Origin of the sequence: Kluyvera sp. CRP (genome assembly GCF_019930565.1) — a bacterium.
Taxonomy (GTDB): domain Bacteria; phylum Pseudomonadota; class Gammaproteobacteria; order Enterobacterales; family Enterobacteriaceae; genus Kluyvera; species Kluyvera georgiana_A.
Window position 1 is genome coordinate 2,081,060 of sequence record NZ_CP082841.1, and the last position, 23,147, is coordinate 2,104,206.

Below are 23,147 nucleotides of genomic sequence, written 5' to 3' on the forward strand. Positions count from 1 at the left end.
AGCATGAACTATATCCAGCAACCGCAAGCGATTGAGCGCAAGAGCTTCGAAATCATCAGCGACATTATCACGCAAACCCGCCCGGCGTATCGTTTCGAAAGCCCGCTGCACGAGGCGATTATCAAACGGGTGATCCACACCACCGCCGATTTTGAGTGGCTGGATATTCTGTGGTTCGCGCCCGATGCCTTAACCCGGCTGAGTGCAGCGCTCAGCCGCCCATGCACGCTGTACACCGATACCACCATGGCGCTCTCCGGCATCAATAAAAATCTGCTGGCGACCTTCGGCGGCGAGTGCCGCTGTTACATCAGCGACCCGCGCGTGGTGCGCGAAGCCAAAGCGCAGGGCATTACCCGCTCGATGGCGGCGGTGGATATTGCCGCCAAAGAAGAGGGCGACAAAGTGTTCGTCTTCGGCAATGCGCCCACCGCGCTGTTCCGTTTGCTGGAGCATAACGAGCTGGAGGTCGGTGGGGTGATTGGCGTGCCGGTCGGTTTTGTTGGTGCGGCGGAATCGAAAGAGGCGCTGAGCAAAAGCAGCCTGCCGGGCATCGCCGCGCTGGGGCGCAAAGGCGGCAGCAACGTCGCGGCGGCGATCGTTAACGCCATTCTCTACCATCTGCAGGCCGCGCAATGAACGACGCTGCCTTCGACGCCCCGGTCTGGCATAACGGCAAGGCGCTGCGCAAGGGCTACACCACCGGTTCGTGTGCCACGGCGGCGGCGAAGGTTGCCGCGCTAATGGTGATGCGTCAGCACCTGATTCACCAGGTATCGATCGTCACGCCGTCGGGCGTCACGCTGAACCTGAACGTAGAGTCGCCGCACGTGGAAGGTCAGCAGGGGATTGCCGCCATTCGCAAGGACGGCGGCGATGACATTGATGCTACTCATGGGATGCTGATTTTCGCCCGCGTGACCCTTAACGACAGCGGCGAGATTATCCTGCGCGGTGGTGAAGGCGTTGGCACGGTGACCCGCAAAGGCATTGGTTTGCCCATCGGTAGCGCGGCGATTAACCGTACCCCGCGTCACACCATCGAAACCGCCGTCCGTGAGGCCATCGGCCCGGCGCGCGGCGCTGAGGTGGAGATTTTTGCCCCGGAAGGCGAGGAGCGGGCGAAGAAAACCTATAACTCGCGGCTGGGTATTCTGGGCGGGATCTCGATTATCGGCACCACCGGCATCGTGACGCCGATGTCGGAAGAGAGCTGGAAGCGCTCGCTGGCGCTGGAGCTGGAAATGAAGCGCGCCGCCGGGTTGGAGCGGGTGGTGCTGGTACCGGGCAACCACGGCGAACGCTTCGTGCGCGAGCAAATGGGCATTGACCCGCAGGTGGTGGTCACCATGAGCAACTTCGTCGGCTACATGATTGAAGAGTCGGTGCGCCTTGGCTTCCGCCAGATTGTGCTGATTGGTCACCCCGGTAAGCTGGTTAAAATCGCCGCCGGGATTTTCCACACCCACAGCCATATCGCCGATGGGCGCATGGAGACGCTGGTGGCGCATCTGGCGCTGCTCGGCGCGCCGCTTGAACTGCTCACCCTGGTGAGTGAATGCGACACCACCGAGGCGGCGATGGAGCATATCGAGGCCTATGGCTTCCAGTCTCTCTACAACCACCTTGCCGGACGTATCTGTCAGCGCGTGCTGCAACGTCTGCGCTTTACGCAAAATCCCCCCATCTGCGACGCCATTATGTTCTCGTTTGATAACCAGCTCCTCGGTAGCAACCGTCCGGTCGGCGATATCGTGAGGGACATGCAATGTTAACCGTTGTGGGGATGGGGCCGGCGGGCATGCAGTTGATGACGCCGCTGGCGCAAGCAGCCGTTGCGCGCGCTGACGCGCTGGTCGGCGGCACGCGGCACCTGGCGCAGTTCCCGGACTTTACCGGCGAGCGCTGCCCGCTGGGGGCCAATATTGCGCAGGTACTGACATGGATTAGCCAACGTGCGACACAGAACGTGGTAGTGCTGGCCTCCGGCGACCCACTGTTTTACGGCATCGGCACGCGGCTGATTGCTCACTTCGGCCGTGAAAACGTGCAGGTGGTCCCCGGCGTCAGCGCGGTGCAGTACCTGTGCGCGCGGGCGGGCATTGATATGAACGACATGTGGCTAACCAGCAGCCACGGGCGCGACGTGTGCTTCGACACGCTCGCCGCGCATCGCAAGGTGGCGATGGTCACCGATAAACGCTGCGGGCCGAAAGAGATTGCCGCCGCGCTGGTTGCTCGCGGTAAGGGCCATCGTTGGATGGTGATTGGCGAAAATCTGGCGCTGGACAACGAGCGCATTCACTGGCTGCCGGTGAGCGCAGTCCACAACGACTATGAGATGAACACGGTGGTGATCCTCGATGAAAGATGAGCTGTTTCTGCGCGGCGAAAAGGTGCCGATGACCAAAGAGGCGGTGCGGGCGCTGGCGCTCTCAAAGCTGGAGCTGCACTGGGCCAGCCACCTGATTGATATCGGCGCGGGGACCGGCAGCGTGTCGATTGAAGCTGCGCTGCAAAATCCGACGCTGGCGGTCACGGCGATTGAACGCAACCCGGCGGCGCTGCGTTTGCTGGCGGAAAACTGCCAGCGCTTTGCCTGCGGTAATGTGTCGATTATTGCCGGTGAAGCCCCTGACGTCAGCGTCGAACGCGCCGACGCGATCTTTATGGGCGGCAGCGGCGGTCACCTTACCGCGCTGATTGACTGGTCGCTGCGTCATCTGCGCCCCGGTGGGCGGCTGGTGATGACCTTTATTTTGCAGGAAAACCTGCATTGCGCCCTCGAACACCTCCAGCTGGCGGGCGTGACGGCGGTGGACTGCCAGCAGCTGAACGTCTCGGCGCTTACCGCGCTGGGCAGCGGCCACTATTTCAAACCGCATAACCCCGTTTTTGTGATTGCCTGTCAGAAGGAAGAAATCCATGAGTGATGCCTTTGATTCACGCTGTGTCTGGTTTGTCGGCGCAGGCCCCGGCGACCGCGACCTGATCACCCTGAAGGGCTACCGTTTGTTACAACAGGCGCAGGTGGTGATTTACGCCGGTTCGCTGATTAACCCCGAACTGCTGAGCTACTGCCCGGCTGAGGCCGAGTGTCACGACAGCGCCGAGCTGCACCTTGAGCAAATTCTCGACCTGATGGAAGCGGGCGTGAAGGCCGGAAAAACGGTGGTACGCCTGCAAACCGGCGACGTGTCGCTATACGGTTCGGTGCGCGAGCAGGGCGAAGAGCTGACCCGTCGCGGCATTGCCTGGCAGGTGGTACCGGGGGTCAGCGCCTTTCTCGGCGCGGCGGCGGAACTGGGCGTCGAGTACACGGTACCGGAAGTGTCGCAGAGCCTTATCATCACTCGCCTCGAAGGGCGCACCCCGGTGCCGGAGCGCGAACAGCTGGAGTCCTTTGCGCAACATCGCACCTCGATGGCGATTTACCTCTCCGTGCAGCGCATTAACAAAGTCGCCGAGCGGCTGATGGAGGGCGGCTACCCGGCAACCACGCCGGTGGCGGTGATTTACAAAGCTACCTGGCCTGAGAGCCAGACCGTACGCGGCACGCTTTTGGATATCGCCGACAAGGTGCGCGATGCCGATATACGCAAAACCGCGCTGATCCTGATCGGTGACTTCCTCGGCGAGGAGTACCACTACTCGCGTCTCTACGCCGCAGACTTTAGCCATGAATACCGCAAAGCCTGAGCGCATTGCGCTCTTTTGCCTGACCCCCGGCGGCGTGGCGTTGGCAAAACGGCTGAGCGCCGCGCTGCCGATGGCCTGTTATACCCGCGAAGGGCTGGTGGAACCGGGATTCCTGCCGTTTGACGGCGGCTTCGCGGCGAGCGTCGGGCAGGCGTTTCATCGCGATACGGCGCTGATTTTTATCGGCGCGACCGGGATTGCGGTGCGCACGCTTGCGCCGCTGCTGGTCGATAAATTCCACGACCCGGCGGTGGTGGTGATTGATGAACGCGGTCAGCACGTCATCAGCTTGCTCTCCGGGCATATCGGCGGGGCGAACAACCTCGCCCGGCATCTGGCGGGCATTCTCGGCGTCGACCCGGTTATCACTACCGCTACCGACGTTAACGACGTGGCGGCGCTGGATACGCTGGCCTGCCAGCTTAACGCGCGGATGCCCGACTTCCGCACGGCGGTGAAAACCGTTAACCAGATGCTGGTTAGCCAGCAGCGCGTGGGGCTGTGGTGGGACGACATGTTTGCCGATGAGGTCAGCCGCTGCGACCGACGCGGGTTTATTACCGTCAGCGACCTGAACGCGCTGCCTGAGCTGGATGCGCTGGTGTGCATCACCCTTCGCGCTGCGCTGCCTGAATTGAAACTCCCACACTGGAAGCTGGTACCACGACGCATTGTGGCAGGCATTGGCTGCCGACGCGGCACGCCTTGCACGCTTCTTGGCGAGTTGTTGCATCGTCAGCTTGCGTGTCAGGAGGTAGACCCGCTGGCGCTGAAGGCTATCGGCAGCATCACCCTCAAGCAGGACGAGCTGGGGCTGATTCAGCTGGCAAGCGACCTTGACGTGCCATTTAACGTGTTCAGCGTGGACGCCCTGCGCGAACACGAACACCGTTTTCCCTCGTCGCGGTTTGTGAAGCAAACGGTCGGCGTCGGCAGCGTTTCCGGCCCGGCGGCGTGGCTGCTGAGCAATGGGCATCTACTCGGTGAGACCCTGCGCGGACAGGGCATCACCATTACTTTGGGAGTAACACACTGATGTTAAGCGTTATTGGAATTGGCCCTGGCTCGCAGGCGATGATGACCATGGAGGCCGTCGACGCGCTGCAGGCGGCGGAAATCGTCGTCGGTTATAAAACTTACACCCATCTGGTGAAGGCTTTTACCGGCGACAAGCAGGTGATCAAAACCGGGATGTGCAAAGAGATTGAACGCTGTCAGGCGGCGATTGAACTGGCGCAGGCCGGGCACAACGTGGCGCTAATCAGCAGCGGCGACGCGGGCATCTACGGCATGGCGGGGCTGGTGCTTGAACTGGTCAGTAAACAGAAGCTCGACGTGGAAGTGCGCCTGATTCCGGGGATGACCGCCAGCATTGCCGCCGCCTCGCTGCTGGGCGCGCCGCTGATGCATGACTTCTGCCATATCAGCCTGAGCGACCTGCTGACGCCGTGGCCGGTGATTGAAAAACGCATTATCGCCGCCGGGGAAGCCGACTTTGTTATCTGCTTCTATAACCCGCGCAGTCGAGGCCGCGAAGGGCATCTGGCGCGCGCCTTTGAACTGCTTTCCGCCGTTAAAAGCGCCGATACCCCGGTGGGAGTGGTGAAATCTGCCGGACGTAAAAAGCAGGAAAAATGGCTCACGACCCTCGGCGCGATGGATTTTGAACCGGTGGATATGACCAGCCTGGTCATCGTCGGCAACAAAACCACTTACGTGCAGGACGGGCTGATGATCACCCCGCGAGGCTACGTGCTGTGAGTTTCGGGGAGGTTCTGGTGGTGGGCGGCACCAGCGATGCGCGGGCGATTTGCCAGCTATTGGATGCGGCAAATGTGCAATACACCGTCTCGGTCGCCACGCCTACCGGCGAGGCGTTGGCCGGGGATATTCAGGGACAGGTACGCTGCGGGCGGTTGGATTGTGCGGAGATGGTGGCCTGGCTTCAGGCGCACGGTACCCGCTGGGTGATCGATGCCTCGCACCCGTATGCCGAAGCCGTCAGCCGTAACGTACTCGACGCCTGCTCACAGGCGGGCGTTTTGCTGAGCCGCTATCAGCGCCCGGAGCAGCTTGATGCGCTAGCGCATCCGCTGCTGCATTACGTCGCCAGCATCGAGGAGGCCTGCGCGCTGATACGCCCGCTGGGCCAGCGCGTGCTGCTGACCACCGGCAGCAAGGACCTGGCGCAGTGGCGCGCGGGTCTGCCGGAAAAAACGCTGCTTGCCCGCGTGTTGCCCGTCCCTGAGGTGGTACAGCTGTGCGCCAGCTTGGGCTTCGGCGTCGGCGACATTTTCGCGATCTGCGCACCGTTCAGCGCCGAGTTTAACGCCGCTTTTTACCGACACTGCCGCGCCGACGTGGTGGTCACCAAAGCCTCCGGCGCAGAAGGCGGCTATCAGGAAAAGGTGCAACCGTGCCTTGATGCCGGCATTCCCTGCGTGGTCATAACTCGCCCGATGCCGCTGGTCGGCGGCGATGAGTTACTCGACAGTTTACCGGCCTTTGCCGAGCGCCTGGCGCGCTGGCAGGCTTCGGCATAAGGAATTCAACATGAAAAAAGCCCTATTGGTGGTGAGTTTTGGTACCAGCTACCACGACACCTGCGAGAAAAATATTGTCGCCTGCGAACAGGCGCTGGCGGCCAGCTGCCCGGACCGCGAACTGTTTCGCGCCTTTACCTCCGGGATGATTATCCGCAAGCTCAAACAGCGTGATGGGATTGACACCGACACGCCGCTGGAAGCGCTGCAAAAGCTCGCTGAACTGGGCTTTGACGATGTGGCCGTCCAGTCGCTGCATATTATCAACGGCGACGAATATGAAAAAATCGCCCGCGAAGTGCAGAGCCAGCGTCCACGATTTAAACGTCTGACGCTGGGCACGCCGTTGCTGAGCAGCCACAACGACTACCAACGTTTAATGCAGGCGCTGGAACATCAGATGCCAGCGCTCAACGCCAACGAAAAGGTGGTGTTTATGGGCCACGGCGCCAGCCACCACGCTTTTGCCGCTTACGCCTGTCTCGACCATATGATGACTGCCCAGCGTTTCCCGGCGCGGGTTGGCGCGGTGGAGAGTTACCCGGAAGTGGAGGTGTTGATCGACAGCATGAGCAAAGAGGGCGTACGTGCCGTGCACCTGATGCCGCTGATGCTGGTGGCGGGCGACCATGCGATTAACGACATGGCCTCCGACGAAGACGATTCGTGGAAAACGCTGTTTAATGCCGCCGGTATTCCCGCCACGCCGTGGCTGCGCGGACTGGGGGAAAACCCGGTGGTACGGGCGATGTTTGTTGAGCATCTAAAGCAGTCTCTGGAGGCGGCATGAGCGGCAAACTGTATGCCCTGAGCACTGGCCCCGGAGCATCTGACCTGATTACCGTACGCGCGGCGCGCATTCTGGGCTCGCTGGATATTCTCTATGCCCCGGCTGGGCGCAAAGGCGGTGACAGCCTGGCGCTCTCTATCGTGCGTGAGTACCTCGGCGAGCAGACGGAAGTGCGCTGCTGTCACTTCCCGATGAGCGCCGACAGCGCCGAAAAAGAGGCGGTGTGGGATGACGTGTCGGCGGCGCTGGTGCGTGAAGTGGAGGCCGGAAAAAACGTCGGCTTCATTACCCTTGGCGATGCGATGCTGTTCAGCACCTGGGTCTTTTTACTCCAGCGCATCGGACACCCGGCGTGGCTGGAGATTGTGCCCGGCGTGACCTCGTTTGCCGCTATTGCCGCTGGTGCGCAAATGCCGCTGGCGATGGAGCAGCAGTCGCTGGCGGTGGTTGCCTGCACCGCGCCGGAAGAAGAGATTGAGCGCGCGCTAGCGCAGCACGACAGCCTGGTGCTGATGAAGGTCTACGGGCGTTTCCCGCGGATCAAAGCGCTGCTGGCGAAAGCCGGGTTGCTGAACCACGCGCTGCTGATGGCCGAAGCGACGCTGCCCGGCGAGCAGTGCTGGCGCAATTTGGCCGAGGTTCATGACGATCAGCCGCTGCCCTATTTCTCGACCATCCTGGTGAACAAGCAGTGGGAGGCGAAACGATGAAAGCGGATCAACAATTGAAAAAGCTGTCGTTGAGCGGTCTGGCAGCGGCGCTGTTGCTGCTGGTGGTGCCGGAGCAGGCGTTCGCCATGCACATTATGGAAGGCTTTCTGCCGCCAATGTGGGCGCTGGCCTGGTGGCTGCTGTTCTTGCCGTGCCTGTGGTACGGGCTGGTGCGCCTGCGCCGCATCGTGCAGGACGATAGCAACCAGAAGGTGCTGCTGGCGCTGTGCGGGGCGTTTATCTTTGTACTCTCTGCGTTGAAGATCCCGTCGGTGACCGGAAGCTGCTCACACCCGACTGGCGTCGGGCTGGCGGTGATCCTGTTTGGGCCGGGCGTCGTGGCCATTCTTGGCGCGATCGTGCTGTTGTTCCAGGCGCTATTGCTGGCGCACGGCGGGCTGACAACGCTCGGCGCGAACGGCATGTCGATGGCGGTGATTGGCCCCATCGTCGGCTATCTGGTGTGGAGAATGGCCTGTAAGGCAGGGTTCCGTCGCGATGTATCGGTCTTTCTCTGCGCCATGTTTGCGGATCTGGCGACCTACTTTGTCACCTCGCTACAGCTGGGTGTCGCTTTTCCGGATCCGCAGGCGGGCGCTATCGGATCGAGCCTGAAGTTTATGGCGATCTTCTGTTTGACGCAGATTCCGATCGCCATTGCTGAAGGATTGTTAACGGTGATGATCTACGACCAACTGACCAAACGGCAGTTGATCCCGGTGCGAGGGCATTAAGATGAAAAAAACGTTGATCCTGTTGGCGCTGGTTATTGTGCTGATGCTCCTGCCGTTCTTCATTAACCACGGCGGTGAATACGGCGGTTCCGACGGCGAGGCTGAAAGCCAGATTCAGGCCATTGCGCCGGATTATCAGCCGTGGTTCCAGCCGCTGTATGAACCGGCGAGCGGTGAAATAGAAAGCCTGCTGTTTACCTTACAGGGCTCCCTCGGCGCGGCGGTGATTTTCTATATCCTCGGCTATTACAAAGGGCGTCAGCGTCGTGATGACCGGTCTTGACAGACTAAGCTACCAGAGCCGTTGGTTTCACATCGCCCCCGAGCGTAAGTTTCTGTTCTGGCTGTTGTTGATGGGGCTGGCCTTCAGCCTGCCGCCGTTGTGGCAGGCGCTGCTGATGGTGATAACGGCGGCGTTCACCTGCTGGCTGCTGCGTATCTCGCTGTGGCGCTGGTACCGCTGGATGGCGCTGCCGCTGGGATTCCTCGTGGTAGGTGTGCTGACAATTGTCTTTAGCGTCAGTCGCGATCCGCAGACGCTGCTGGCGGGCGTGCCGATTGGGCCGTACTGGCTGGGCGTTACCGCACAGGGAATCGCGACCGCCAATGCGACCTTCTGGCGCAGCCTCGCCGCACTCTCAGCCACTTTCTGGCTGGTGCTGAACCTGCCGTTCCCACAGCTGATTGTGCTACTCAAGCGGGCGCGGGTGCCGCGTCTGCTCACCGAGCAGATTCTGCTGACCTGGCGCTTTATCTTTATCCTGATTGACGAAGCCATGGCCATTCACCGGGCACAGACGCTGCGCTTTGGTTATCGCAATGTGCGTCTCGGCTATCGCTCGCTGGCGATGCTGGTGAGCCTGCTGTTTACGCGGGTGCTGATGCGTTATCAGCAGATGAGCACCGCGCTGGATATCAAACTGTATCAGGGTGATTTTCATCTTTAAGGAACGCCATGCTTGCCACCTCTGACCTGGAGTTTCGCTACCAGGATGCGCCCATTCTTAAAGGGTTAACGCTGGATTTTTCTCGCCAGGCCGTCACTGGGCTGGTGGGCGCCAACGGGTGCGGGAAATCGACGCTGTTTATGAACCTCAGCGGGCTGCTGCGTCCGCAGCAGGGGGCGGTGCTGTGGCAGGGTAAACTGCTGGACTACAGCAAACGCGGGCTGCTGGCGTTGCGCCAGCAGGTGACGACGGTCTTTCAGGACCCGGACCAGCAGATTTTCTATACCGATATCGACAGCGATATTGCCTTCAGCCTGCGCAATATCGGCGTGGCGGAGACGGAAATTGCGCGGCGTATCGACGATGCGCTCACGCTGGTCGACGCTCAGCAATTTCGCCAACAGCCGATCCAGTGCCTGAGCCACGGGCAGAAAAAGCGCGTGGCGATTGCCGGTGCGCTGGTGCTGAACGCGCGCTACCTGCTGCTGGATGAACCGACAGCAGGGCTGGACCCGTCCGGACGCGCGCAGATGATAGACATCATCAAGCGTATCGTCGCGCAGGGCAATCATGTGGTAATTTCCAGCCACGATATTGATTTGATTTATGAAGTCAGCGACGCGGTATATGTACTGCGCCAGGGGGAAGTGCTGGCGCAGGGCGCTCCCGGCGAGGTATTTGCCCAGCGTGAGTTGATGGAACAGGCGGGGTTGAGCCAGCCGTGGCTGGTCAAGCTGCACACGGAGCTTGGGCTGCCGCTGTGCAAAACCGAGGCGGAGTTTTTCCGCCGCATGCGAGAAAAAGGAACGATATGACCCAGGCCATTATGTTACAAGGCACGGCTTCCGACGTCGGTAAAAGTATGCTGGTGGCGGGGCTATGCCGGATTTTTTATCAGGATGGCCTGCGCACCGCGCCGTTCAAATCGCAGAATATGGCGCTTAATTCCGGGATCACCCCGGACGGCAAAGAGATGGGGCGGGCGCAGATTTTTCAGGCGGAAGCCGCAGGTATTGCCCCGGACGTGCGGATGAACCCCATTCTGCTCAAGCCAACCAGCGACCGCAAAGCACAGATTGTGCTGATGGGAGAAGTGGCGAGCAATATGGACGCCGTCAGCTATCACGACTACAAACCGCGTCTGCGCGAGCAAATCCTCAGCGTCTATCGCAGTCTGGCGAGCGAGTATGACGTACTGGTGCTGGAAGGGGCGGGTAGCCCGGCGGAGATCAACCTGCGCGACCGCGATATCGTCAATATGGGCATGGCGGAGATGGCGCAGTGCCCGGTGATTCTGGTGGCGGATATCGATCGCGGCGGCGTTTTCGCGGCAATTTACGGCACGTTGGCGCTGCTGCGCGATAACGAACGGGCGCGGGTGAAGGGCGTTGTCATCAATAAGTTTCGCGGCGATGTAGCGCTGTTGCATTCCGGGATTTCGCAAATTGAAGCGCTGACCGGCGTACCGGTGCTGGGCGTGATGCCGTGGCTGGAGGTCGATCTGGAAGATGAGGACGGTGTTGCGTTGCAAAAGGGCAAGTACCGCAGCACGGGCGAGCGTGATGTGGATATTGCCGTGGTGCAGCTGCCGCATATCTCTAACTTTACCGACTTCAACGCGCTGGCCGCCCAGCCGGACGTACGAGTACGCTACGTGCGCCATGCGCAAGAGCTGGCGGGCGCGGACCTGATTATTCTGCCGGGCAGTAAAAACACGTTGGGCGATCTGTTGTGGCTGCAGGATAGCGGGCTGGCGCACGGGATTCTCGAGGCGCAACATCAGCGTGTACCGGTACTGGGCATTTGCGGTGGCTATCAGATGCTCGGCGATATGCTGATAGATGAAGTGGAATCCGGATTGGGGACGCTGCCGGGATTGGGGCTGCTCAATACCGTCACGCGTTTTGCACCGCAGAAAACCACCACGCGGGCTACGGCAACGCTTAACGCCGCGCTGCCGGGCTGGCTGGCGGGGGTGTCCGGTATGGCGCTGCAAGGCTATGAAATTCATATGGGCGAGACGGTGCTGGCGGACAACGCGCTGTCGTTAATGCAGCTGTGTAAAAACGGCCAGCATCAAGCGGATGGCGCGGTTAGCGCGGACGGACTGGCGTTTGGCACCTATCTGCACGGGCTGTTCGATAGCGACGCCTTTACGCGTGCGCTGGTCAACGGGCTGCGTGAACGCAAAGGCTTACCGGCACGGGATAACGATTTTCACTATGCGGAGTATAAGGCGCAGCAGTTCGATATCCTGGCGGAATCAATGCATCAGCATATTGATATTGAAAAGATTTATACGATTATGCGCGAGCATAAAGAAGGGTAGGGAAGCGGCGCGCCATTCGTGAGGATGGCGTACTTTCGCTGGATAACAGGCAAAAAAAAACACCCTGATGGGTGTCATTTTAATTGGTTGCGGGGGCCGGATTTGAACCGACGACCTTCGGGTTATGAGCCCGACGAGCTACCAGGCTGCTCCACCCCGCGTCCGTCTTTACTCTTCATCGAGTAAACTTGCATCAGATTTTAATTGGTTGCGGGGGCCGGATTTGAACCGACGACCTTCGGGTTATGAGCCCGACGAGCTACCAGGCTGCTCCACCCCGCGTCCGTAATTACTCTTCCATCGAGTAATGTTACTGCTTCTGATTTTAATTGGTTGCGGGGGCCAGATTTGAACTGACGACCTTCGGGTTATGAGCCCGACGAGCTACCAGGCTGCTCCACCCCGCGTCCGTGGATGCGCACTATACTCTGCTGAGCATTTGTTGCAACCCATTTTTGATATAAAGCTCTCATTTTTTTATGAGTTGTGCGTATTAGGCACAATCTGAGCGTTTTTTGTTCGAAATTATGACAGGGCTGCGCAATCGCATTTCAATACCCCTGGCGGTTTGTTATCTTCAGCGGGCACTTTCGATTATGCGGAATACAAAACACCATGAAAGGACGTTGGGTAAAATATGTGGCAACGGGGGCAATGCTGGCAATGCTGGCCGCCTGTTCGTCAAAACCGACCGATCGCGGTCAACAGTATAAAGACGGGAAATTCACCCAGCCTTTCTCTTTAGTCAATCAGCCTGATGCCGTCGGCGCGCCGATCAACGCGGGCGACTTCGCGCAGCAGGTGGGCCATATCCGTAGCGCTTCGCCGCGTCTTTATGGCAATCAGAGCAACGTATACAACGCCGTGCAGCAGTGGCTGCTTTCCGGCGGCGATACCCGTACCCTGCGCCAGTACGGTATCGATGCCTGGCAGATGGAAGGGACCGACAACTACGGCAACGTGCAGTTTACCGGCTACTACACGCCAGTGGTGGAAGCGCGCCATACGCGTCAGGGCGAATTCCAGTATCCGATTTACCGTATGCCGCCGAAGCGCGGCAAGCTGCCGTCTCGCGCCGGGATTTACGCTGGCCAACTGAGCGATGCTTATATTCTTGCCTACAGCAATTCGCTGATGGATAACTTCATCATGGACGTGCAGGGCAGCGGCTATATCGATTTCGGCGACGGTTCGCCGCTGAACTTCTTCAGCTATGCCGGCAAAAACGGCTGGGCCTATAAGAGCATCGGCAAGGTACTGATCGATCGCGGGGAAGTGAAGCGCGAAGATATGTCGATGCAGGCCATCCGTCACTGGGGCGAAACCCACAGCGAAGCGGAAGTTCGCGAACTGCTGGAACAGAACCCGTCGTTCGTCTTCTTTAAACCGCAGTCTTTCGCCCCGGTGAAAGGCGCCAGCGCCGTGCCGCTGGTCGGGCGTGCGTCGGTGGCGGCTGACCGTAACGTGATCCCGCCGGGTACCACGCTGCTGGCGGAAGTGCCGCAGCTGGACAACAACGGCAAATTTAACGGTCAGTACGAGCTGCGCCTGATGGTGGCGCTGGATGTCGGCGGCGCGATTAAAGGCCAGCACTTCGACATCTATCAGGGCATCGGCCCGGATGCCGGACATCGTGCAGGCTGGTATAATCACTACGGACGCGTGTGGGTGCTGAAGTCATCCGGCAGCGCGGGTAACGTATTCAGCGGCTAATGGCCCGATGGCGTATCCGGTCTACACATTAACGCGTAGGCTGGATAAACGAAGCGCCATCCGGCAGTGGAATGGCGCTCAGGGCGGCATTGTCCGCTCTTTTTGTTTTTAACTCTGAGGTTCTATGTCTGTGGTTATCAGTGACGCCTGGCGCCAGCGTTTTGGCGGCACGGCACGTTTATACGGTGAAAAGGCGCTGCAGGTGTTTGCCGATGCGCACGTTTGCGTGGTTGGGATTGGCGGCGTGGGCAGTTGGGCGGCGGAAGCGCTGGCCCGCACCGGTATCGGCGCTATCACGCTGATTGATATGGATGACGTGTGCGTGACCAACACCAATCGCCAGATCCATGCGCTGGGCGGCAACGTTGGCCTGGCAAAGGCTGAGGTGATGGCTGAACGTATTCGCCTGATTAATCCCGAATGCCGTGTGACCGTCATTGACGACTTTGTGACTCCGGATAACGTCGCGGAATATCTGGGCGTGGGCTACAGCTATGTGGTGGACGCTATCGATAGCGTGCGCCCAAAGGCGGCGTTGATTGCTTATTGCCGTCGCTATAAAGTGCCGTTGATCACCACCGGCGGCGCGGGCGGGCAAATCGACCCGACGCAGATCCAGGTGAGCGATCTGGCGAAAACCATCCAGGATCCGCTGGCGGCCAAGCTGCGCGAGCGGCTGAAAAGCGATTTTGGCGTGGTGAAGAATAGCAAAGGTAAGCTGGGCGTGGACTGCGTCTTTTCCACCGAAGCGCTGGTATACCCGCAGTCCGACGGTTCTGTGTGTGCGATGAAAAGTACCGCTGAAGGGCCAAAACGGATGGACTGCGCCTCAGGCTTTGGCGCGGCGACGATGGTTACCGCGACCTTCGGTTTTGTCGCGGTATCCCATGCGTTGAAAAAGATGCTCGCGAAAGCGGAGCGTCAGGCCAGCGCCTGACGCGCGGCATCAATCATTGCGTCATTCAGGGCCGCCAGGCCCTGACTGCGTGAGGCGCTCAACTGGCCGCGTAACCCGAGCTCATCGAAAAAGTCGAGCGGGCTGGTAGCCAGAATCGCTTCCGGGCGTTTGCCTTCCGCGGCGGTCAGCAGCACCGCCAGCAGGCCGCGCACGATCCTGCCTTCGCTATCGCCAAAGAAATGCAGCGTTCCATCAGCCTCCAGCGAGTAGCCCAGCCAGACGCGGTTTTCACAGCCGGGAATCTCTTTGGCCTGCGCTTTGAGATCGTCCGTCAGCGAGGGGAGCTGTTTGCCCAGCAGAATCAGCTGCCGGTACTTCTCTTCCCATTGGCTAAGTGCGCCAAACTGTTGCCGTAATGCCTCAGGCGTTACGGTGGTGCCGAACGGGTGTCCGGCGAGCAAAGGAGTCGTCATTAATCCACCAGAAGTTCGAGCGCACGGTCAACGGCGTTGACCAGCGCGTGTACATCGTCTTGCGTATTATAGGGGGCGAACGAGGCGCGCAGCGTGCCGCTGACGCCCAGTGCCGCCAGCAGTGGCTGTGCGCAGTGCTGGCCGGCGCGCAGGGCAATCCCGTATTCCGCCAGCAGCGTCACCATGTCACTGTGATGAACACCCGCAAAATCAAAGGCTAACAGGCTGGAATCCTGGCAGCGGAAGGAGCGGAACCCCGGGCGTTTTGCCAGCTCATCTTCCGCCAGCGTCGCTAAGCCCCGACTCCAGGATTCGGCCTGCACGATATCCACCTCAGACAGCCATTCCAGCGCCGCGCTCAGGCCAATGACGCCCGCTACGTTCGGCGTGCCTGCTTCCAGGCGGTACGGCACCGGCTGGGTGGTAAAGCCGTTGAAGGTCACTTCGCTAATCATTTTGCCGCCGCCCAGCCACGGGGCCATGGCATCCAGCATTTCGCTCTTGCCATAGAGTACGCCGATGCCGGTCGGCCCGTAGAGCTTATGGCCGGAAAAGGCATAGAAATCGATATCCAGCGCCTGCACGTCCGCCGGGAAGTGCACCGCGCCCTGTGCGCCGTCAACCATCACCACCATACCGGCCTGATGGGCGAGAGTAATCGCGCGCGCCAGATCCGGACAGCCGCCGGTGACGTTCGACATTTGCCCCAGCGCCAGAATGCGGCTGCGCGAGGTGATCAGCGTGGTGAGTTGTTCGACGTCCGGCAGGCGGTTAGCGCCAAGAGGCAGTTGCACCACCTTCGCACCAGTCTGCTCCGCCACCATCAGCCAGGGCACCAGGTTCGCGTGGTGCTCGGCGGTGCTGACGATAATTTCGTCGCCCGGCTGCAGGCGCGGGCGCGCGTAGCACTGGGCCACCATATTGATGGCTTCCGTCGTGCCGCGCGTCCAGACAATGTCTTTGCCGCGAGGGGCGTTTAGCCAGCGGGCGACCTGATCGCGCGCGGCTTCGTAGCGCGCGGTCAGGCGCTGGGCTTCGGCGAACTGGCTGCGATGGACGTTCCCCGCGCTCAGCGAGTAGAACTGGTTTGTCGCCTCGATCACCGCCTGGGGTTTTAACGCGGTGGCGGCGCTATCAAGGTAAACCCCGGCATCGTGCAGGGCGGGAAATTGCGCGCGAAACTGCGCGGGGTTGAAAGCGTTCATGGTATTCCTCGGTTCAATCAACCGATCGTGGCGCAAAATGAGCATTGATACAAGGTTTGTGCCAATCCTCGGAATCGTCTGGTTCTGCTGGCACTATCCGACCAGTGTCTTATGCTAAATAACGTTAGGCAAATATTTTCGCCTGTTATGAAATGAGCTTTAGATAGCATAAATCGCTAAAGGAGAAGAAGATGAAAAAGACTGCCGCAATGATTTCTGCCTGTATGCTGACGTTTGCCCTGAGTGCCTGTTCTGGCCCAAACTACGTGATGCACACCAACGATGGTCGTAGCATTGTTTCCGAGGGCAAACCGCAGACCGATAAAGACACCGGTATGATTTCTTACACCGATGCCAACGGCGTGAAACAGCAAATCAACCATAGCGATGTGAAAGAGATGGTGGCGCTGGAGAAATAGCGCGCCGAATCGCAGGCAAAAAAAAGCACCGCAATTAGGCGGTGCTACATTAATCACTATGGACAGACAGGGTAAATGTACAGGAAGTGAAAAAGGGTAGCCTTGCTACCGTGATCTGAATTGCAGACCAATTGCAAACACAACAACACAACATCACAACCGTAAGCCAAAAGCCCTTCAGAACACGCATTCCAAAAAAAGCTTCTCGTTCCGGCTCAGGAAGTGCCGCCATCATAGGTATTTGCTGGTAGAAGCTCAACGGACAAATTATAATGTCTCAGATAAAAAAAACTAATAGGTTAACTGTTGTTTCCTATTTGTTAAATTCAATTAACAATTGGGTTCTGGGACCATGTCAAAGCGTTTGCCACCTCTTAATGCATTACGTGTATTTGATGCAGCCGCGCGCCATTTAAGTTTCACCCGCGCGGCCGATGAGCTTTTTGTGACGCAGGCCGCAGTAAGCCACCAAATCAAGTCTCTTGAGGATTTTTTGGGGCTGAAGCTGTTCCGTCGGCGCAATCGTTCGTTGCTGCTGACTGAAGAGGGGCAGAGCTATTTTCAGGATATCAAAGAGATCTTTTCGCAATTAACAGAGGCAACGCGTAAACTACAGGCACGCAGCGCGAAAGGGGCGCTTACCGTCAGTTTATTGCCCAGTTTTGCGATTCAATGGCTGGTGCCGCGCCTCTCAAGCTTTAACTCAGCTTATCCGGGAATCGACGTCAGAATCCAGGCGGTAGACCGTCAGGAAGACAAGCTGGCGGACGATGTCGACGTGGCGATTTTCTACGGTCGCGGCAACTGGCCGGGGTTACGCGTCGAAAAACTGTACGCGGAGTATTTACTCCCGGTTTGCTCTCCTCTGCTGCTGACCGGCGATAAGGCGCTGAAAACTCCCGCCGACTTAGCCAAACATACGCTGCTGCACGATGCTTCCCGCCGCGACTGGCAAACGTATACGCGCCAGCTGGGGCTCAACCATATCAACGTACAACAGGGACCGATCTTCAGCCATAGCGCCATGGTGCTACAGGCTGCCATCCACGGACAGGGGATTGCGCTCGCCAACAACGTGATGGCGCAGTCAGAGATTGAGGCAGGCCGTCTGGTGTGCCCGTTTAATGATGTTCTGGTCAGTAAGAATGCGTTTTATCTGGTTTGTCATGACAGTCAGGCAGAACTGGGTAAAATAGCGGCCTTTCGTCAGTGGATTCTGGCGAAAGCGGCCCATGAGCAAGAAACTTTTCGTTTTCGTTACGAACAATAAATGAATTTAGGGTAATACCATCATGACCAGCCGTTTTATGCTGATTTTTGCCGCTATCAGCGGTTTTGTCTTTGTCGCACTGGGCGCGTTTGGCGCACACGTGCTGAGCAAATCGCTCGGCGTTGTTGAAATGGGCTGGATCCAGACCGGTCTGGAGTACCAGGCGTTTCATACGCTGGCGATTTTTGGCCTGGCGGTGGCGATGCAGCGCCGCATTAGTATCTGGTTCTACTGGAGTAGCGTATTTCTGGCGCTGGGTACTGTGCTGTTCAGCGGTAGCCTGTACTGCCTGGCGCTCTCTCATTTACGCCTGTGGGCGTTTGTTACCCCGGTGGGCGGCGTCAGCTTCCTCGCCGGTTGGGTGTTGATGTTAATTGGTGCCATTCGACTTAAGCGTAAGGGTGTTGTTCATGAATAAGGTTGTGCTGTATTGCCGCCCTGGGTTTGAGAAAGAGTGTGCTGCGGAAATCACCGACAAGGCCGGGCGTCGTGAGGTGTTTGGCTTCGCGCGCGTAAAAGATAACTCGGGCTATGTGATTTTCGAATGCTATCAGGATGGTGATGCCGATAAGCTGGCGCGCGAGCTGCCGTTTAGCTCACTCATCTTTGCTCGTCAGATGATCGTCGTCGGCGAGCTGTTAAAAGATTTACCGCCAGAAGACCGCGTCACGCCGATCGTCGGCATGCTGCAAGGTGTGGTGGAGAAGGGCGGCGACCTGCGCGTAGAGGTGGCTGACACCAACGAAAGCAAAGAGCTGATGAAGTTCTGCCGTAAGCTCACCGTGCCGCTGCGCGCGGCGCTGCGAGAGGCGAAAGTGCTGGCGCCGTACGAGACCACCAAACGTCCGGTGGTACACGTGTTCTTTATCGCGCCAGGTTGTTGCTATACCGGGTACTCCTATAGCACCAACAATTCACCGTTCTATATGGGCATTCCGCGTCTGAAGTTCCCGGCCGATGCGCCGAGCCGTTCTACGCTGAAGCTGGAAGAGGCGTTCCACGTCTTTATTCCCGCCGACGAGTGGGACGAACGTCTGGCAAACGGCATGTACGCGGTTGACCTGGGCGCTTGCCCCGGCGGCTGGACCTATCAGCTGGTGAAGCGCAACATGTGGGTTTCCTCAGTGGATAACGGCCCGATGGCGCAGAGTCTGATGGACACCGGTCAGGTGACCTGGCTGCGCGAAGACGGTTTCCGCTATCGCCCGAACCGCAACAACATCTCGTGGATGGTGTGCGACATGGTGGAGAAACCGGCGAAGGTGGCCGCGCTGATGGCGGAATGGCTGGTTAACGGCTGGTGCCGTGAGACCATCTTCAACCTGAAGCTGCCGATGAAAAAGCGTTATGAAGAGCTGTCGCAGAATCTGGCGCACATCCAGGCAAAGCTGGACGAGCACGGTATTAACGCGCAGATTCAGGCGCGTCAGTTGTATCACGATCGCGAGGAAGTGACCGTACACGTGCGTCGCCTGTGGGCTGCTGTGGGTGGGCGTCGCGACGAGCGTTAATCACGCATAACCCGGTCGAATGTGATTTGCAGGCCGGATAAGGCGAAGCCTTATCCGGCCTGCGTCTTTACGCTATCTGTTGAGCCTGAGCTGCTGCAAATTGCCATCGATATGCAAATCGGTTTGCAGGCGCGCGATATCCCGGCACAAGAACGCCATTTCCCGATGCTCTTCCAGTTTCTTTCGCCATTTCTCCGGCACCTCATCCAGATGTTCGTACAGCGCTTCCAGCGTGGGGAACTGCGTCAGCAGTTGAGTGGCGCTCTTCGGGCCAATACCCGCAACGCCCGGCACCTTCGAGCTGCTGATCCCCGCAAGCCCCCAGTAGTCCGGTAGCTGATGCGGCTGGACGCCGAACTCTTTTTCGATAAACGGCACGTCGAGCCAGCGCTTCTGGAAATAGTCGCGAATGCGCAGGTTGGGTGAGAGCAGCTGGCAGTAGCCTTTATCGGTGGAGACGATGGTGGCCTGATGTCCCGCGCCAGCAACTTTCACCGCCAGCGTGGCGGCTAAATCGTCGGCCTCGTTACCGCGAGATTCCCAGCAGCGTACGCCGCGCAGCTCAAAAGCGGCGCGCAGGGCGGGCATTTCGGCATGCAGATCGTCCGGCATAGGGGGACGACCGGCCTTGTAGTCAGGAAGTCGCTGATGCCGCCAGCCGCTGTTACGCGCTTCATCGTCAAATACCGCTACCGCATGCGTCGGCTGGCTGTGCGCAATCAGCAGATCCAGCGCGTGCTGACAGGTTTCTACGCAGGGGGAGCCCTGAACTGCATGAATACGACGAATTAAGTTGAGTGCGTCAACGATAAGCAAATGGACGGCCACGGGCGTTCTCCCTAACAGATTGGGCGCTAAGGGTAACATTCAGGGGCGGGTGAGGCTATTGGCGGGAGATAAAACGGGAAGAGGCCTCGCAAAACGAGGCCTCTGGGGGACGTTAGTCGCAGGCTACCACTTTCATCGCCAACCCGCCGCGAGAGGTTTCGCGGTATTTGGCGTTCATGTCTTTACCGGTTTCGTACATGGTCTCGATAACTTTATCAAGACACACGCGCGGCACGCTGGTACGGCGCAGGGCCATACGCGCGGCGTTGACCGCTTTCACCGACGCAATAGCGTTACGCTCGATGCACGGCACCTGAACCTGACCGGCAACCGGGTCGCAGGTCAAACCGAGGTTATGTTCCATGCCGATTTCCGCGGCAATGCACACCTGCGCCGGGCTACCGCCCAGCAGCTCAGCCAGACCTGCCGCTGCCATGGAGCAGGCGACACCCACTTCACCCTGGCAACCCACTTCAGCGCCAGAGATGGAGGCGTTCATCTTGTAGAGTGAGCCGATCGCGCTGGCAACCAGCATATAGCGCGCCAGCGAGTTGGCGTTCACTTCACGGATAAACTTGTCGTAGTAAGCCAGCACTGCCGGAACGATACCGCAGGCACCGTTGGTCGGCGCGGTGACGACGCGGCCACCGGCAGCGTTTTCCTCGTTCACCGCCAGGGCAAACATGTTAATCCAGTCAACCACCGCCATCGGGTCGCTGCTGATTTTGTCCTGGCTGACCAGCATACGGCGCAGCGCGGCAGCACGACGCGGAACGCGCAGTTTGCCCGGCAATACGCCTTCGGTCGTGGTGCCGTGCTCGATTCCGCCTTTCATTACCGCCCAGACGTCAGCGAAGTGCTTTTCCAGCTCTTCTTTGCTGTGCAGCGCGAGTTCGTTCTGCATCATCAGGCCAGACAGCGACAGGCCGGTTTCCTGGCAGTGACGCTGTAAATCCGCGGCGCTTTTATACGGGTATGGCACGGCAACAGGCGCTTCAGTCTGTTGGCCGAAGTGCTCTTCGTCGACGATAAAACCGCCGCCGATGGAATAGTAGGTTTTGCTGTAAACGGCTTTGTCACCTGACAACGCGGTAATACGCATGCCGTTTTCGTGCAGCGAGAGGTTGTCGGCATGGAAGTTCATGCACTGATCAACCGGGAATTCCACTTCGTGCTGACCGTTAGCCAGCATCAGGCGACCATGGGTATTCACGTCCTGGATAAACGCCGGAATGGCATCGATATCCACCGTATCCGGCAGGTTTCCAGCCAGACCCATAATAATGGCGATATCGGTATGGTGGCCTTTACCGGTCAGAGAGAGTGAGCCGTAAACATCGACGACTACGCGAGTGATATCAGTCAGAATCCCACGCGCAATCAAGTCGTCCGTGAATTGTTTGCCTGCTTTCATTGGCCCGACGGTGTGTGAGCTGGAAGGACCAATGCCGATTTTGAAAATATCGAATACGCTAATCATGAGGCGTCCATTGTGTATCGAGGTGCGCCGCCCCGAAAGGCGGCGCAGGGGGATTAACTAAACAGAGAGTAGGAGATTGCGGAGATAGCGATGAGACCTACCAGCACAACGAAGACGTTGCTGATGTGACCGCTGTACTTACGCATTGCCGGTACTTTCTGAATCGCATACATCGGCATCAGGAACAGAATCATCGCGATGATCGGGCCGCCCAGGGTTTCAATCATGCCCAGGATGCTTGGGTTCAGGGTCGCCACAATCCAGGTGGTAACCAGCATGAACAGCGCAGTGATTTTGTTCAGTTTGTTGATTTCGATGGATTTGCCTTTGCTACGCAGAGACTTAATCACCATCCCGTTAAAGCCTTCACGTGCGCCCAGGTAGTGGCCCAGGAAGGATTTGGTGATAGCGATAATCGCGATAATCGGTGCCATCCAGGCGATAACCGGCGCGTTAAAGTGGTTCGCCAGGTAAGACAGGATAGAGATGTTCTGCTCTTTCGCCGCCGCCAGGTCCGCCGGGGACAGGCTCAGTACGCAGCTGAAGACGAAGAACATAACGGTCAGCACCATCATGATGTGGGCACGTGCCAGGATAGAGGAACACTTCTTCTCTGCGCCCTGACCGTACTCTTCACGCTTCGCGACCGCGAAGGAAGAGATAATCGGCGAGTGGTTGAAGGAGAATACCATCACCGGAATCGCCAGCCACAGAGTCATCCACAGGCCGTTGCCGGTAGAGGCCGCGCTGCTGAAGGACAGGGTTTCCAGTGCTGCGCCGCTCCACTGCGGGATCAGGTACAGCGCCAGCACCATCAGGGCTGCAACGAACGGGAACACCAGGATGCTCATCGCTTTAACGATCATCTGCTCACCGAAACGCACGATAGTCATCATACCGACGATCAGAATCAGCGACAGGATAGCGCGCGGCGGCGGCGTCATGTGCAGCTGGTGCGCCAGGAAGCTTTCCACGGTGTTCGTGATTGCTACGCTGTACACCAACAGGATTGGGTAGATAGCGAAGAAGTAGAGCAGGGTAATCAGTTTACCTGCGCCTACGCCGAAGTGCTCTTCAACGACTTCGGTGATGTCTTCGCCCGGGTTTTTACCGGACAGCACGAAGCGGGTCAGGCCGCGGTGTGCGAAGAAGGTCATCGGGAAGGCGAGGATAGCCATGATGATCAGCGGGATCATGCCGCCGACGCCGGCGTTGATCGGCAGGAACAGTACGCCCGCGCCGATCGCGGTGCCGTAAAGACCCAGCATCCACATCGTATCTGTTTTGCGCCATCCGCTAGCAGATTCTGCTGTGACGACCGTGCTGGTTTGAGTGTTTTCCATCTGTATCTCCTGGAGGAAGGAAAAATGCTAATTTTTTAGTCAAATAAAGTGAAAAAAAATAAAAACGTAATTTTAAATTTTAGAAGTATTGGTTTTTTTGTGATTTTTACCCAACACCATTTTCGACGAGCGCAAATGTACATTTAACTCGTGAATGTATCAGTGATCATGATCCCAAATGTAATAATCTACTTTTAGTTAGGGATATTGCAGGTATTTTCCCTGCAATTACCTTTTAAGCGGATATTTATGGGC

The 23,147-nt window shown here is 58.5% G+C and carries 26 protein-coding genes and 3 tRNA genes; 21 read left to right on the forward strand and 8 right to left on the reverse strand.

Annotation, left to right across the window (positions count from 1 at the left end; translation table 11 throughout):
* The first annotated feature begins 3 nt into the window (after positions 1-3).
* From K7B04_RS09765 to K7B04_RS09835, 15 genes are read left to right on the forward strand one after another with little or no spacing between them, the layout of a single operon-like run.
* Positions 4-639: a cobalt-precorrin-8 methylmutase gene (locus K7B04_RS09765; protein ID WP_223803911.1), complete on the forward strand. Its 636-nt coding sequence runs from the start codon at positions 4-6 to the stop codon at positions 637-639.
* On the forward strand, positions 636-1,775 hold the full coding sequence (cbiD, locus tag K7B04_RS09770; protein ID WP_223803912.1) for a cobalt-precorrin-5B (C(1))-methyltransferase CbiD: 1,140 nt from the start codon (positions 636-638) through the stop codon (positions 1,773-1,775). The genes K7B04_RS09765 and cbiD overlap by 4 nt, the downstream gene beginning before the upstream one ends.
* Complete coding sequence (locus K7B04_RS09775; protein ID WP_167575109.1) at positions 1,769-2,374, forward strand: cobalt-precorrin-7 (C(5))-methyltransferase; 606 nt, start codon at positions 1,769-1,771, stop codon at positions 2,372-2,374. Before cbiD ends, K7B04_RS09775 begins: the two co-directional genes overlap by 7 nt.
* Positions 2,364-2,933 carry a decarboxylating cobalt-precorrin-6B (C(15))-methyltransferase gene (locus tag K7B04_RS09780; RefSeq protein ID WP_223803913.1) on the forward strand — a complete coding sequence of 190 codons (570 nt, stop codon included), beginning with the start codon at positions 2,364-2,366 and terminating at the stop codon, positions 2,931-2,933. Before K7B04_RS09775 ends, K7B04_RS09780 begins: the two co-directional genes overlap by 11 nt.
* Positions 2,926-3,699 (forward strand): cobalt-precorrin-4 methyltransferase, encoded by a 774-nt coding sequence (locus K7B04_RS09785; protein ID WP_223803914.1) that lies wholly within the window; start codon positions 2,926-2,928, stop codon positions 3,697-3,699. The genes K7B04_RS09780 and K7B04_RS09785 overlap by 8 nt, the downstream gene beginning before the upstream one ends.
* Positions 3,680-4,735, forward strand: coding sequence for a cobalt-precorrin 5A hydrolase (gene cbiG, locus K7B04_RS09790; protein ID WP_223803915.1), 1,056 nt, complete (start codon positions 3,680-3,682; stop codon positions 4,733-4,735). Before K7B04_RS09785 ends, cbiG begins: the two co-directional genes overlap by 20 nt.
* The gene (locus K7B04_RS09795) at positions 4,735-5,460 is read left to right on the forward strand and encodes a precorrin-3B C(17)-methyltransferase (RefSeq protein ID WP_167575113.1); all 726 of its coding nucleotides are present in this window, start codon (positions 4,735-4,737) and stop codon (positions 5,458-5,460) included. The genes cbiG and K7B04_RS09795 overlap by 1 nt, the downstream gene beginning before the upstream one ends.
* Positions 5,457-6,242: a cobalt-precorrin-6A reductase gene (locus K7B04_RS09800; RefSeq protein ID WP_223803916.1), complete on the forward strand. Its 786-nt coding sequence runs from the start codon at positions 5,457-5,459 to the stop codon at positions 6,240-6,242. Before K7B04_RS09795 ends, K7B04_RS09800 begins: the two co-directional genes overlap by 4 nt.
* A 10-nt stretch (positions 6,243-6,252) precedes the next feature.
* Positions 6,253-7,032: a sirohydrochlorin cobaltochelatase gene (locus K7B04_RS09805; protein ID WP_223803917.1), complete on the forward strand. Its 780-nt coding sequence runs from the start codon at positions 6,253-6,255 to the stop codon at positions 7,030-7,032.
* Positions 7,029-7,742, forward strand: coding sequence for a cobalt-factor II C(20)-methyltransferase (locus K7B04_RS09810; RefSeq protein ID WP_223803918.1), 714 nt, complete (start codon positions 7,029-7,031; stop codon positions 7,740-7,742). The genes K7B04_RS09805 and K7B04_RS09810 overlap by 4 nt, the downstream gene beginning before the upstream one ends.
* Entirely contained in the window at positions 7,739-8,476 is a 738-nt protein-coding gene (gene cbiM, locus K7B04_RS09815; RefSeq protein ID WP_223803919.1) for a cobalt ECF transporter S component CbiM, read from the forward strand. Before K7B04_RS09810 ends, cbiM begins: the two co-directional genes overlap by 4 nt.
* 1 nt (position 8,477) lies before the next feature.
* Positions 8,478-8,759, forward strand: coding sequence for an energy-coupling factor ABC transporter substrate-binding protein (locus tag K7B04_RS09820; RefSeq protein WP_223803920.1), 282 nt, complete (start codon positions 8,478-8,480; stop codon positions 8,757-8,759).
* Entirely contained in the window at positions 8,746-9,423 is a 678-nt protein-coding gene (locus tag K7B04_RS09825; protein WP_223804142.1) for an energy-coupling factor ABC transporter transmembrane protein, read from the forward strand. Before K7B04_RS09820 ends, K7B04_RS09825 begins: the two co-directional genes overlap by 14 nt.
* Before the next feature lie 8 nt (positions 9,424-9,431).
* On the forward strand, positions 9,432-10,238 hold the full coding sequence (locus K7B04_RS09830; protein ID WP_223803921.1) for an energy-coupling factor ABC transporter ATP-binding protein: 807 nt from the start codon (positions 9,432-9,434) through the stop codon (positions 10,236-10,238).
* Complete coding sequence (locus K7B04_RS09835) at positions 10,235-11,752, forward strand: cobyric acid synthase (RefSeq protein WP_223803922.1); 1,518 nt, start codon at positions 10,235-10,237, stop codon at positions 11,750-11,752. The genes K7B04_RS09830 and K7B04_RS09835 overlap by 4 nt, the downstream gene beginning before the upstream one ends.
* Positions 11,753-11,836: 84 nt before the next feature.
* Here the strand turns inward: K7B04_RS09835 and K7B04_RS09840 are convergent.
* From K7B04_RS09840 to K7B04_RS09850, 3 genes are all read right to left on the reverse strand, one after another.
* Positions 11,837-11,913 (reverse strand) — tRNA-Met (locus K7B04_RS09840).
* Positions 11,914-11,957: 44 nt separating this feature from the next.
* Positions 11,958-12,034 (reverse strand) — tRNA-Met (locus K7B04_RS09845).
* Positions 12,035-12,082: 48 nt separating this feature from the next.
* Positions 12,083-12,159, reverse strand: a tRNA-Met gene (locus K7B04_RS09850).
* A 208-nt stretch (positions 12,160-12,367) separates the two neighbouring features.
* Here K7B04_RS09850 and mltA point away from each other — a divergent pair.
* Positions 12,368-13,465, forward strand: a complete 1,098-nt coding sequence (gene mltA / locus K7B04_RS09855) for a murein transglycosylase A (RefSeq protein WP_065358098.1) — start codon at positions 12,368-12,370, stop codon at positions 13,463-13,465.
* Positions 13,466-13,589: 124 nt separating this feature from the next.
* Positions 13,590-14,402 carry a tRNA cyclic N6-threonylcarbamoyladenosine(37) synthase TcdA gene (gene tcdA / locus K7B04_RS09860; RefSeq protein ID WP_064543045.1) on the forward strand — a complete coding sequence of 271 codons (813 nt, stop codon included), beginning with the start codon at positions 13,590-13,592 and terminating at the stop codon, positions 14,400-14,402.
* On the opposite strand, the gene csdE is transcribed toward tcdA, so the two are convergent.
* Both csdE and csdA read right to left on the reverse strand, forming a co-directional pair.
* Complete coding sequence (gene csdE, locus K7B04_RS09865; RefSeq protein WP_223803923.1) at positions 14,387-14,836, reverse strand: cysteine desulfurase sulfur acceptor subunit CsdE; 450 nt, start codon at positions 14,834-14,836, stop codon at positions 14,387-14,389. The genes tcdA and csdE overlap by 16 nt on opposite strands.
* Positions 14,836-16,041: a cysteine desulfurase CsdA gene (gene csdA / locus K7B04_RS09870; protein WP_223803924.1), complete on the reverse strand. Its 1,206-nt coding sequence runs from the start codon at positions 16,039-16,041 to the stop codon at positions 14,836-14,838. The genes csdE and csdA overlap by 1 nt, the downstream gene beginning before the upstream one ends.
* Before the next feature lie 191 nt (positions 16,042-16,232).
* Between csdA and K7B04_RS09875 the strand changes: the two genes are divergently transcribed.
* From K7B04_RS09875 to rlmM, 4 genes are all read left to right on the forward strand, one after another.
* Complete coding sequence (locus K7B04_RS09875; RefSeq protein ID WP_163446322.1) at positions 16,233-16,460, forward strand: YgdI/YgdR family lipoprotein; 228 nt, start codon at positions 16,233-16,235, stop codon at positions 16,458-16,460.
* A gap of 352 nt (positions 16,461-16,812) precedes the next feature.
* Positions 16,813-17,730: a glycine cleavage system transcriptional regulator GcvA gene (gene gcvA, locus K7B04_RS09880; protein WP_167575123.1), complete on the forward strand. Its 918-nt coding sequence runs from the start codon at positions 16,813-16,815 to the stop codon at positions 17,728-17,730.
* Between the two features lie 22 nt (positions 17,731-17,752).
* Complete coding sequence (locus tag K7B04_RS09885) at positions 17,753-18,148, forward strand: DUF423 domain-containing protein (RefSeq protein ID WP_163446320.1); 396 nt, start codon at positions 17,753-17,755, stop codon at positions 18,146-18,148.
* Complete coding sequence (gene rlmM / locus K7B04_RS09890) at positions 18,141-19,241, forward strand: 23S rRNA (cytidine(2498)-2'-O)-methyltransferase RlmM (RefSeq protein WP_163446319.1); 1,101 nt, start codon at positions 18,141-18,143, stop codon at positions 19,239-19,241. Before K7B04_RS09885 ends, rlmM begins: the two co-directional genes overlap by 8 nt.
* 72 nt (positions 19,242-19,313) lie before the next feature.
* Here the strand turns inward: rlmM and xni are convergent, their stop codons facing one another.
* The 3 genes from xni to K7B04_RS09905 form a co-directional block, all read right to left on the reverse strand.
* The gene (gene xni, locus K7B04_RS09895) at positions 19,314-20,069 is read right to left on the reverse strand and encodes a flap endonuclease Xni (RefSeq protein ID WP_223803925.1); all 756 of its coding nucleotides are present in this window, start codon (positions 20,067-20,069) and stop codon (positions 19,314-19,316) included.
* Positions 20,070-20,181: 112 nt separating this feature from the next.
* A complete protein-coding gene (locus K7B04_RS09900) occupies positions 20,182-21,549 on the reverse strand; it encodes an L-serine ammonia-lyase (protein ID WP_065358092.1) in 1,368 nt (455 codons plus the stop codon).
* A gap of 53 nt (positions 21,550-21,602) precedes the next feature.
* Entirely contained in the window at positions 21,603-22,892 is a 1,290-nt protein-coding gene (locus K7B04_RS09905) for an HAAAP family serine/threonine permease (protein ID WP_065358091.1), read from the reverse strand.
* Positions 22,893-23,147: the final 255 nt, after the last annotated feature.

What these genes read in the sequence shown, in the direction of transcription:
- K7B04_RS09765 (WP_223803911.1), top strand. Translation starts at nt 4, where the DNA reads ATGAACTATATCCAGCAACCGCAAGCGATTGAGCGCAAGAGCTTCGAA.
- cbiD (WP_223803912.1), top strand. Translation starts at nt 636, where the DNA reads ATGAACGACGCTGCCTTCGACGCCCCGGTCTGGCATAACGGCAAGGCG.
- K7B04_RS09775 (WP_167575109.1), top strand. Translation starts at nt 1,769, where the DNA reads ATGTTAACCGTTGTGGGGATGGGGCCGGCGGGCATGCAGTTGATGACG.
- K7B04_RS09780 (WP_223803913.1), top strand. Translation starts at nt 2,364, where the DNA reads ATGAAAGATGAGCTGTTTCTGCGCGGCGAAAAGGTGCCGATGACCAAA.
- K7B04_RS09785 (WP_223803914.1), top strand. Translation starts at nt 2,926, where the DNA reads ATGAGTGATGCCTTTGATTCACGCTGTGTCTGGTTTGTCGGCGCAGGC.
- cbiG (WP_223803915.1), top strand. Translation starts at nt 3,680, where the DNA reads ATGAATACCGCAAAGCCTGAGCGCATTGCGCTCTTTTGCCTGACCCCC.
- K7B04_RS09795 (WP_167575113.1), top strand. Translation starts at nt 4,735, where the DNA reads ATGTTAAGCGTTATTGGAATTGGCCCTGGCTCGCAGGCGATGATGACC.
- K7B04_RS09805 (WP_223803917.1), top strand. Translation starts at nt 6,253, where the DNA reads ATGAAAAAAGCCCTATTGGTGGTGAGTTTTGGTACCAGCTACCACGAC.
- K7B04_RS09810 (WP_223803918.1), top strand. Translation starts at nt 7,029, where the DNA reads ATGAGCGGCAAACTGTATGCCCTGAGCACTGGCCCCGGAGCATCTGAC.
- cbiM (WP_223803919.1), top strand. Translation starts at nt 7,739, where the DNA reads ATGAAAGCGGATCAACAATTGAAAAAGCTGTCGTTGAGCGGTCTGGCA.
- K7B04_RS09820 (WP_223803920.1), top strand. Translation starts at nt 8,478, where the DNA reads ATGAAAAAAACGTTGATCCTGTTGGCGCTGGTTATTGTGCTGATGCTC.
- K7B04_RS09825 (WP_223804142.1), top strand. Translation starts at nt 8,746, where the DNA reads ATGACCGGTCTTGACAGACTAAGCTACCAGAGCCGTTGGTTTCACATC.
- K7B04_RS09830 (WP_223803921.1), top strand. Translation starts at nt 9,432, where the DNA reads ATGCTTGCCACCTCTGACCTGGAGTTTCGCTACCAGGATGCGCCCATT.
- K7B04_RS09835 (WP_223803922.1), top strand. Translation starts at nt 10,235, where the DNA reads ATGACCCAGGCCATTATGTTACAAGGCACGGCTTCCGACGTCGGTAAA.
- mltA (WP_065358098.1), top strand. Translation starts at nt 12,368, where the DNA reads ATGAAAGGACGTTGGGTAAAATATGTGGCAACGGGGGCAATGCTGGCA.
- tcdA (WP_064543045.1), top strand. Translation starts at nt 13,590, where the DNA reads ATGTCTGTGGTTATCAGTGACGCCTGGCGCCAGCGTTTTGGCGGCACG.
- csdE (WP_223803923.1), bottom strand. Translation starts at nt 14,836, where the DNA reads ATGACGACTCCTTTGCTCGCCGGACACCCGTTCGGCACCACCGTAACG.
- csdA (WP_223803924.1), bottom strand. Translation starts at nt 16,041, where the DNA reads ATGAACGCTTTCAACCCCGCGCAGTTTCGCGCGCAATTTCCCGCCCTG.
- K7B04_RS09875 (WP_163446322.1), top strand. Translation starts at nt 16,233, where the DNA reads ATGAAAAAGACTGCCGCAATGATTTCTGCCTGTATGCTGACGTTTGCC.
- gcvA (WP_167575123.1), top strand. Translation starts at nt 16,813, where the DNA reads ATGTCAAAGCGTTTGCCACCTCTTAATGCATTACGTGTATTTGATGCA.
- K7B04_RS09885 (WP_163446320.1), top strand. Translation starts at nt 17,753, where the DNA reads ATGACCAGCCGTTTTATGCTGATTTTTGCCGCTATCAGCGGTTTTGTC.
- rlmM (WP_163446319.1), top strand. Translation starts at nt 18,141, where the DNA reads ATGAATAAGGTTGTGCTGTATTGCCGCCCTGGGTTTGAGAAAGAGTGT.
- K7B04_RS09900 (WP_065358092.1), bottom strand. Translation starts at nt 21,549, where the DNA reads ATGATTAGCGTATTCGATATTTTCAAAATCGGCATTGGTCCTTCCAGC.
- K7B04_RS09905 (WP_065358091.1), bottom strand. Translation starts at nt 22,892, where the DNA reads ATGGAAAACACTCAAACCAGCACGGTCGTCACAGCAGAATCTGCTAGC.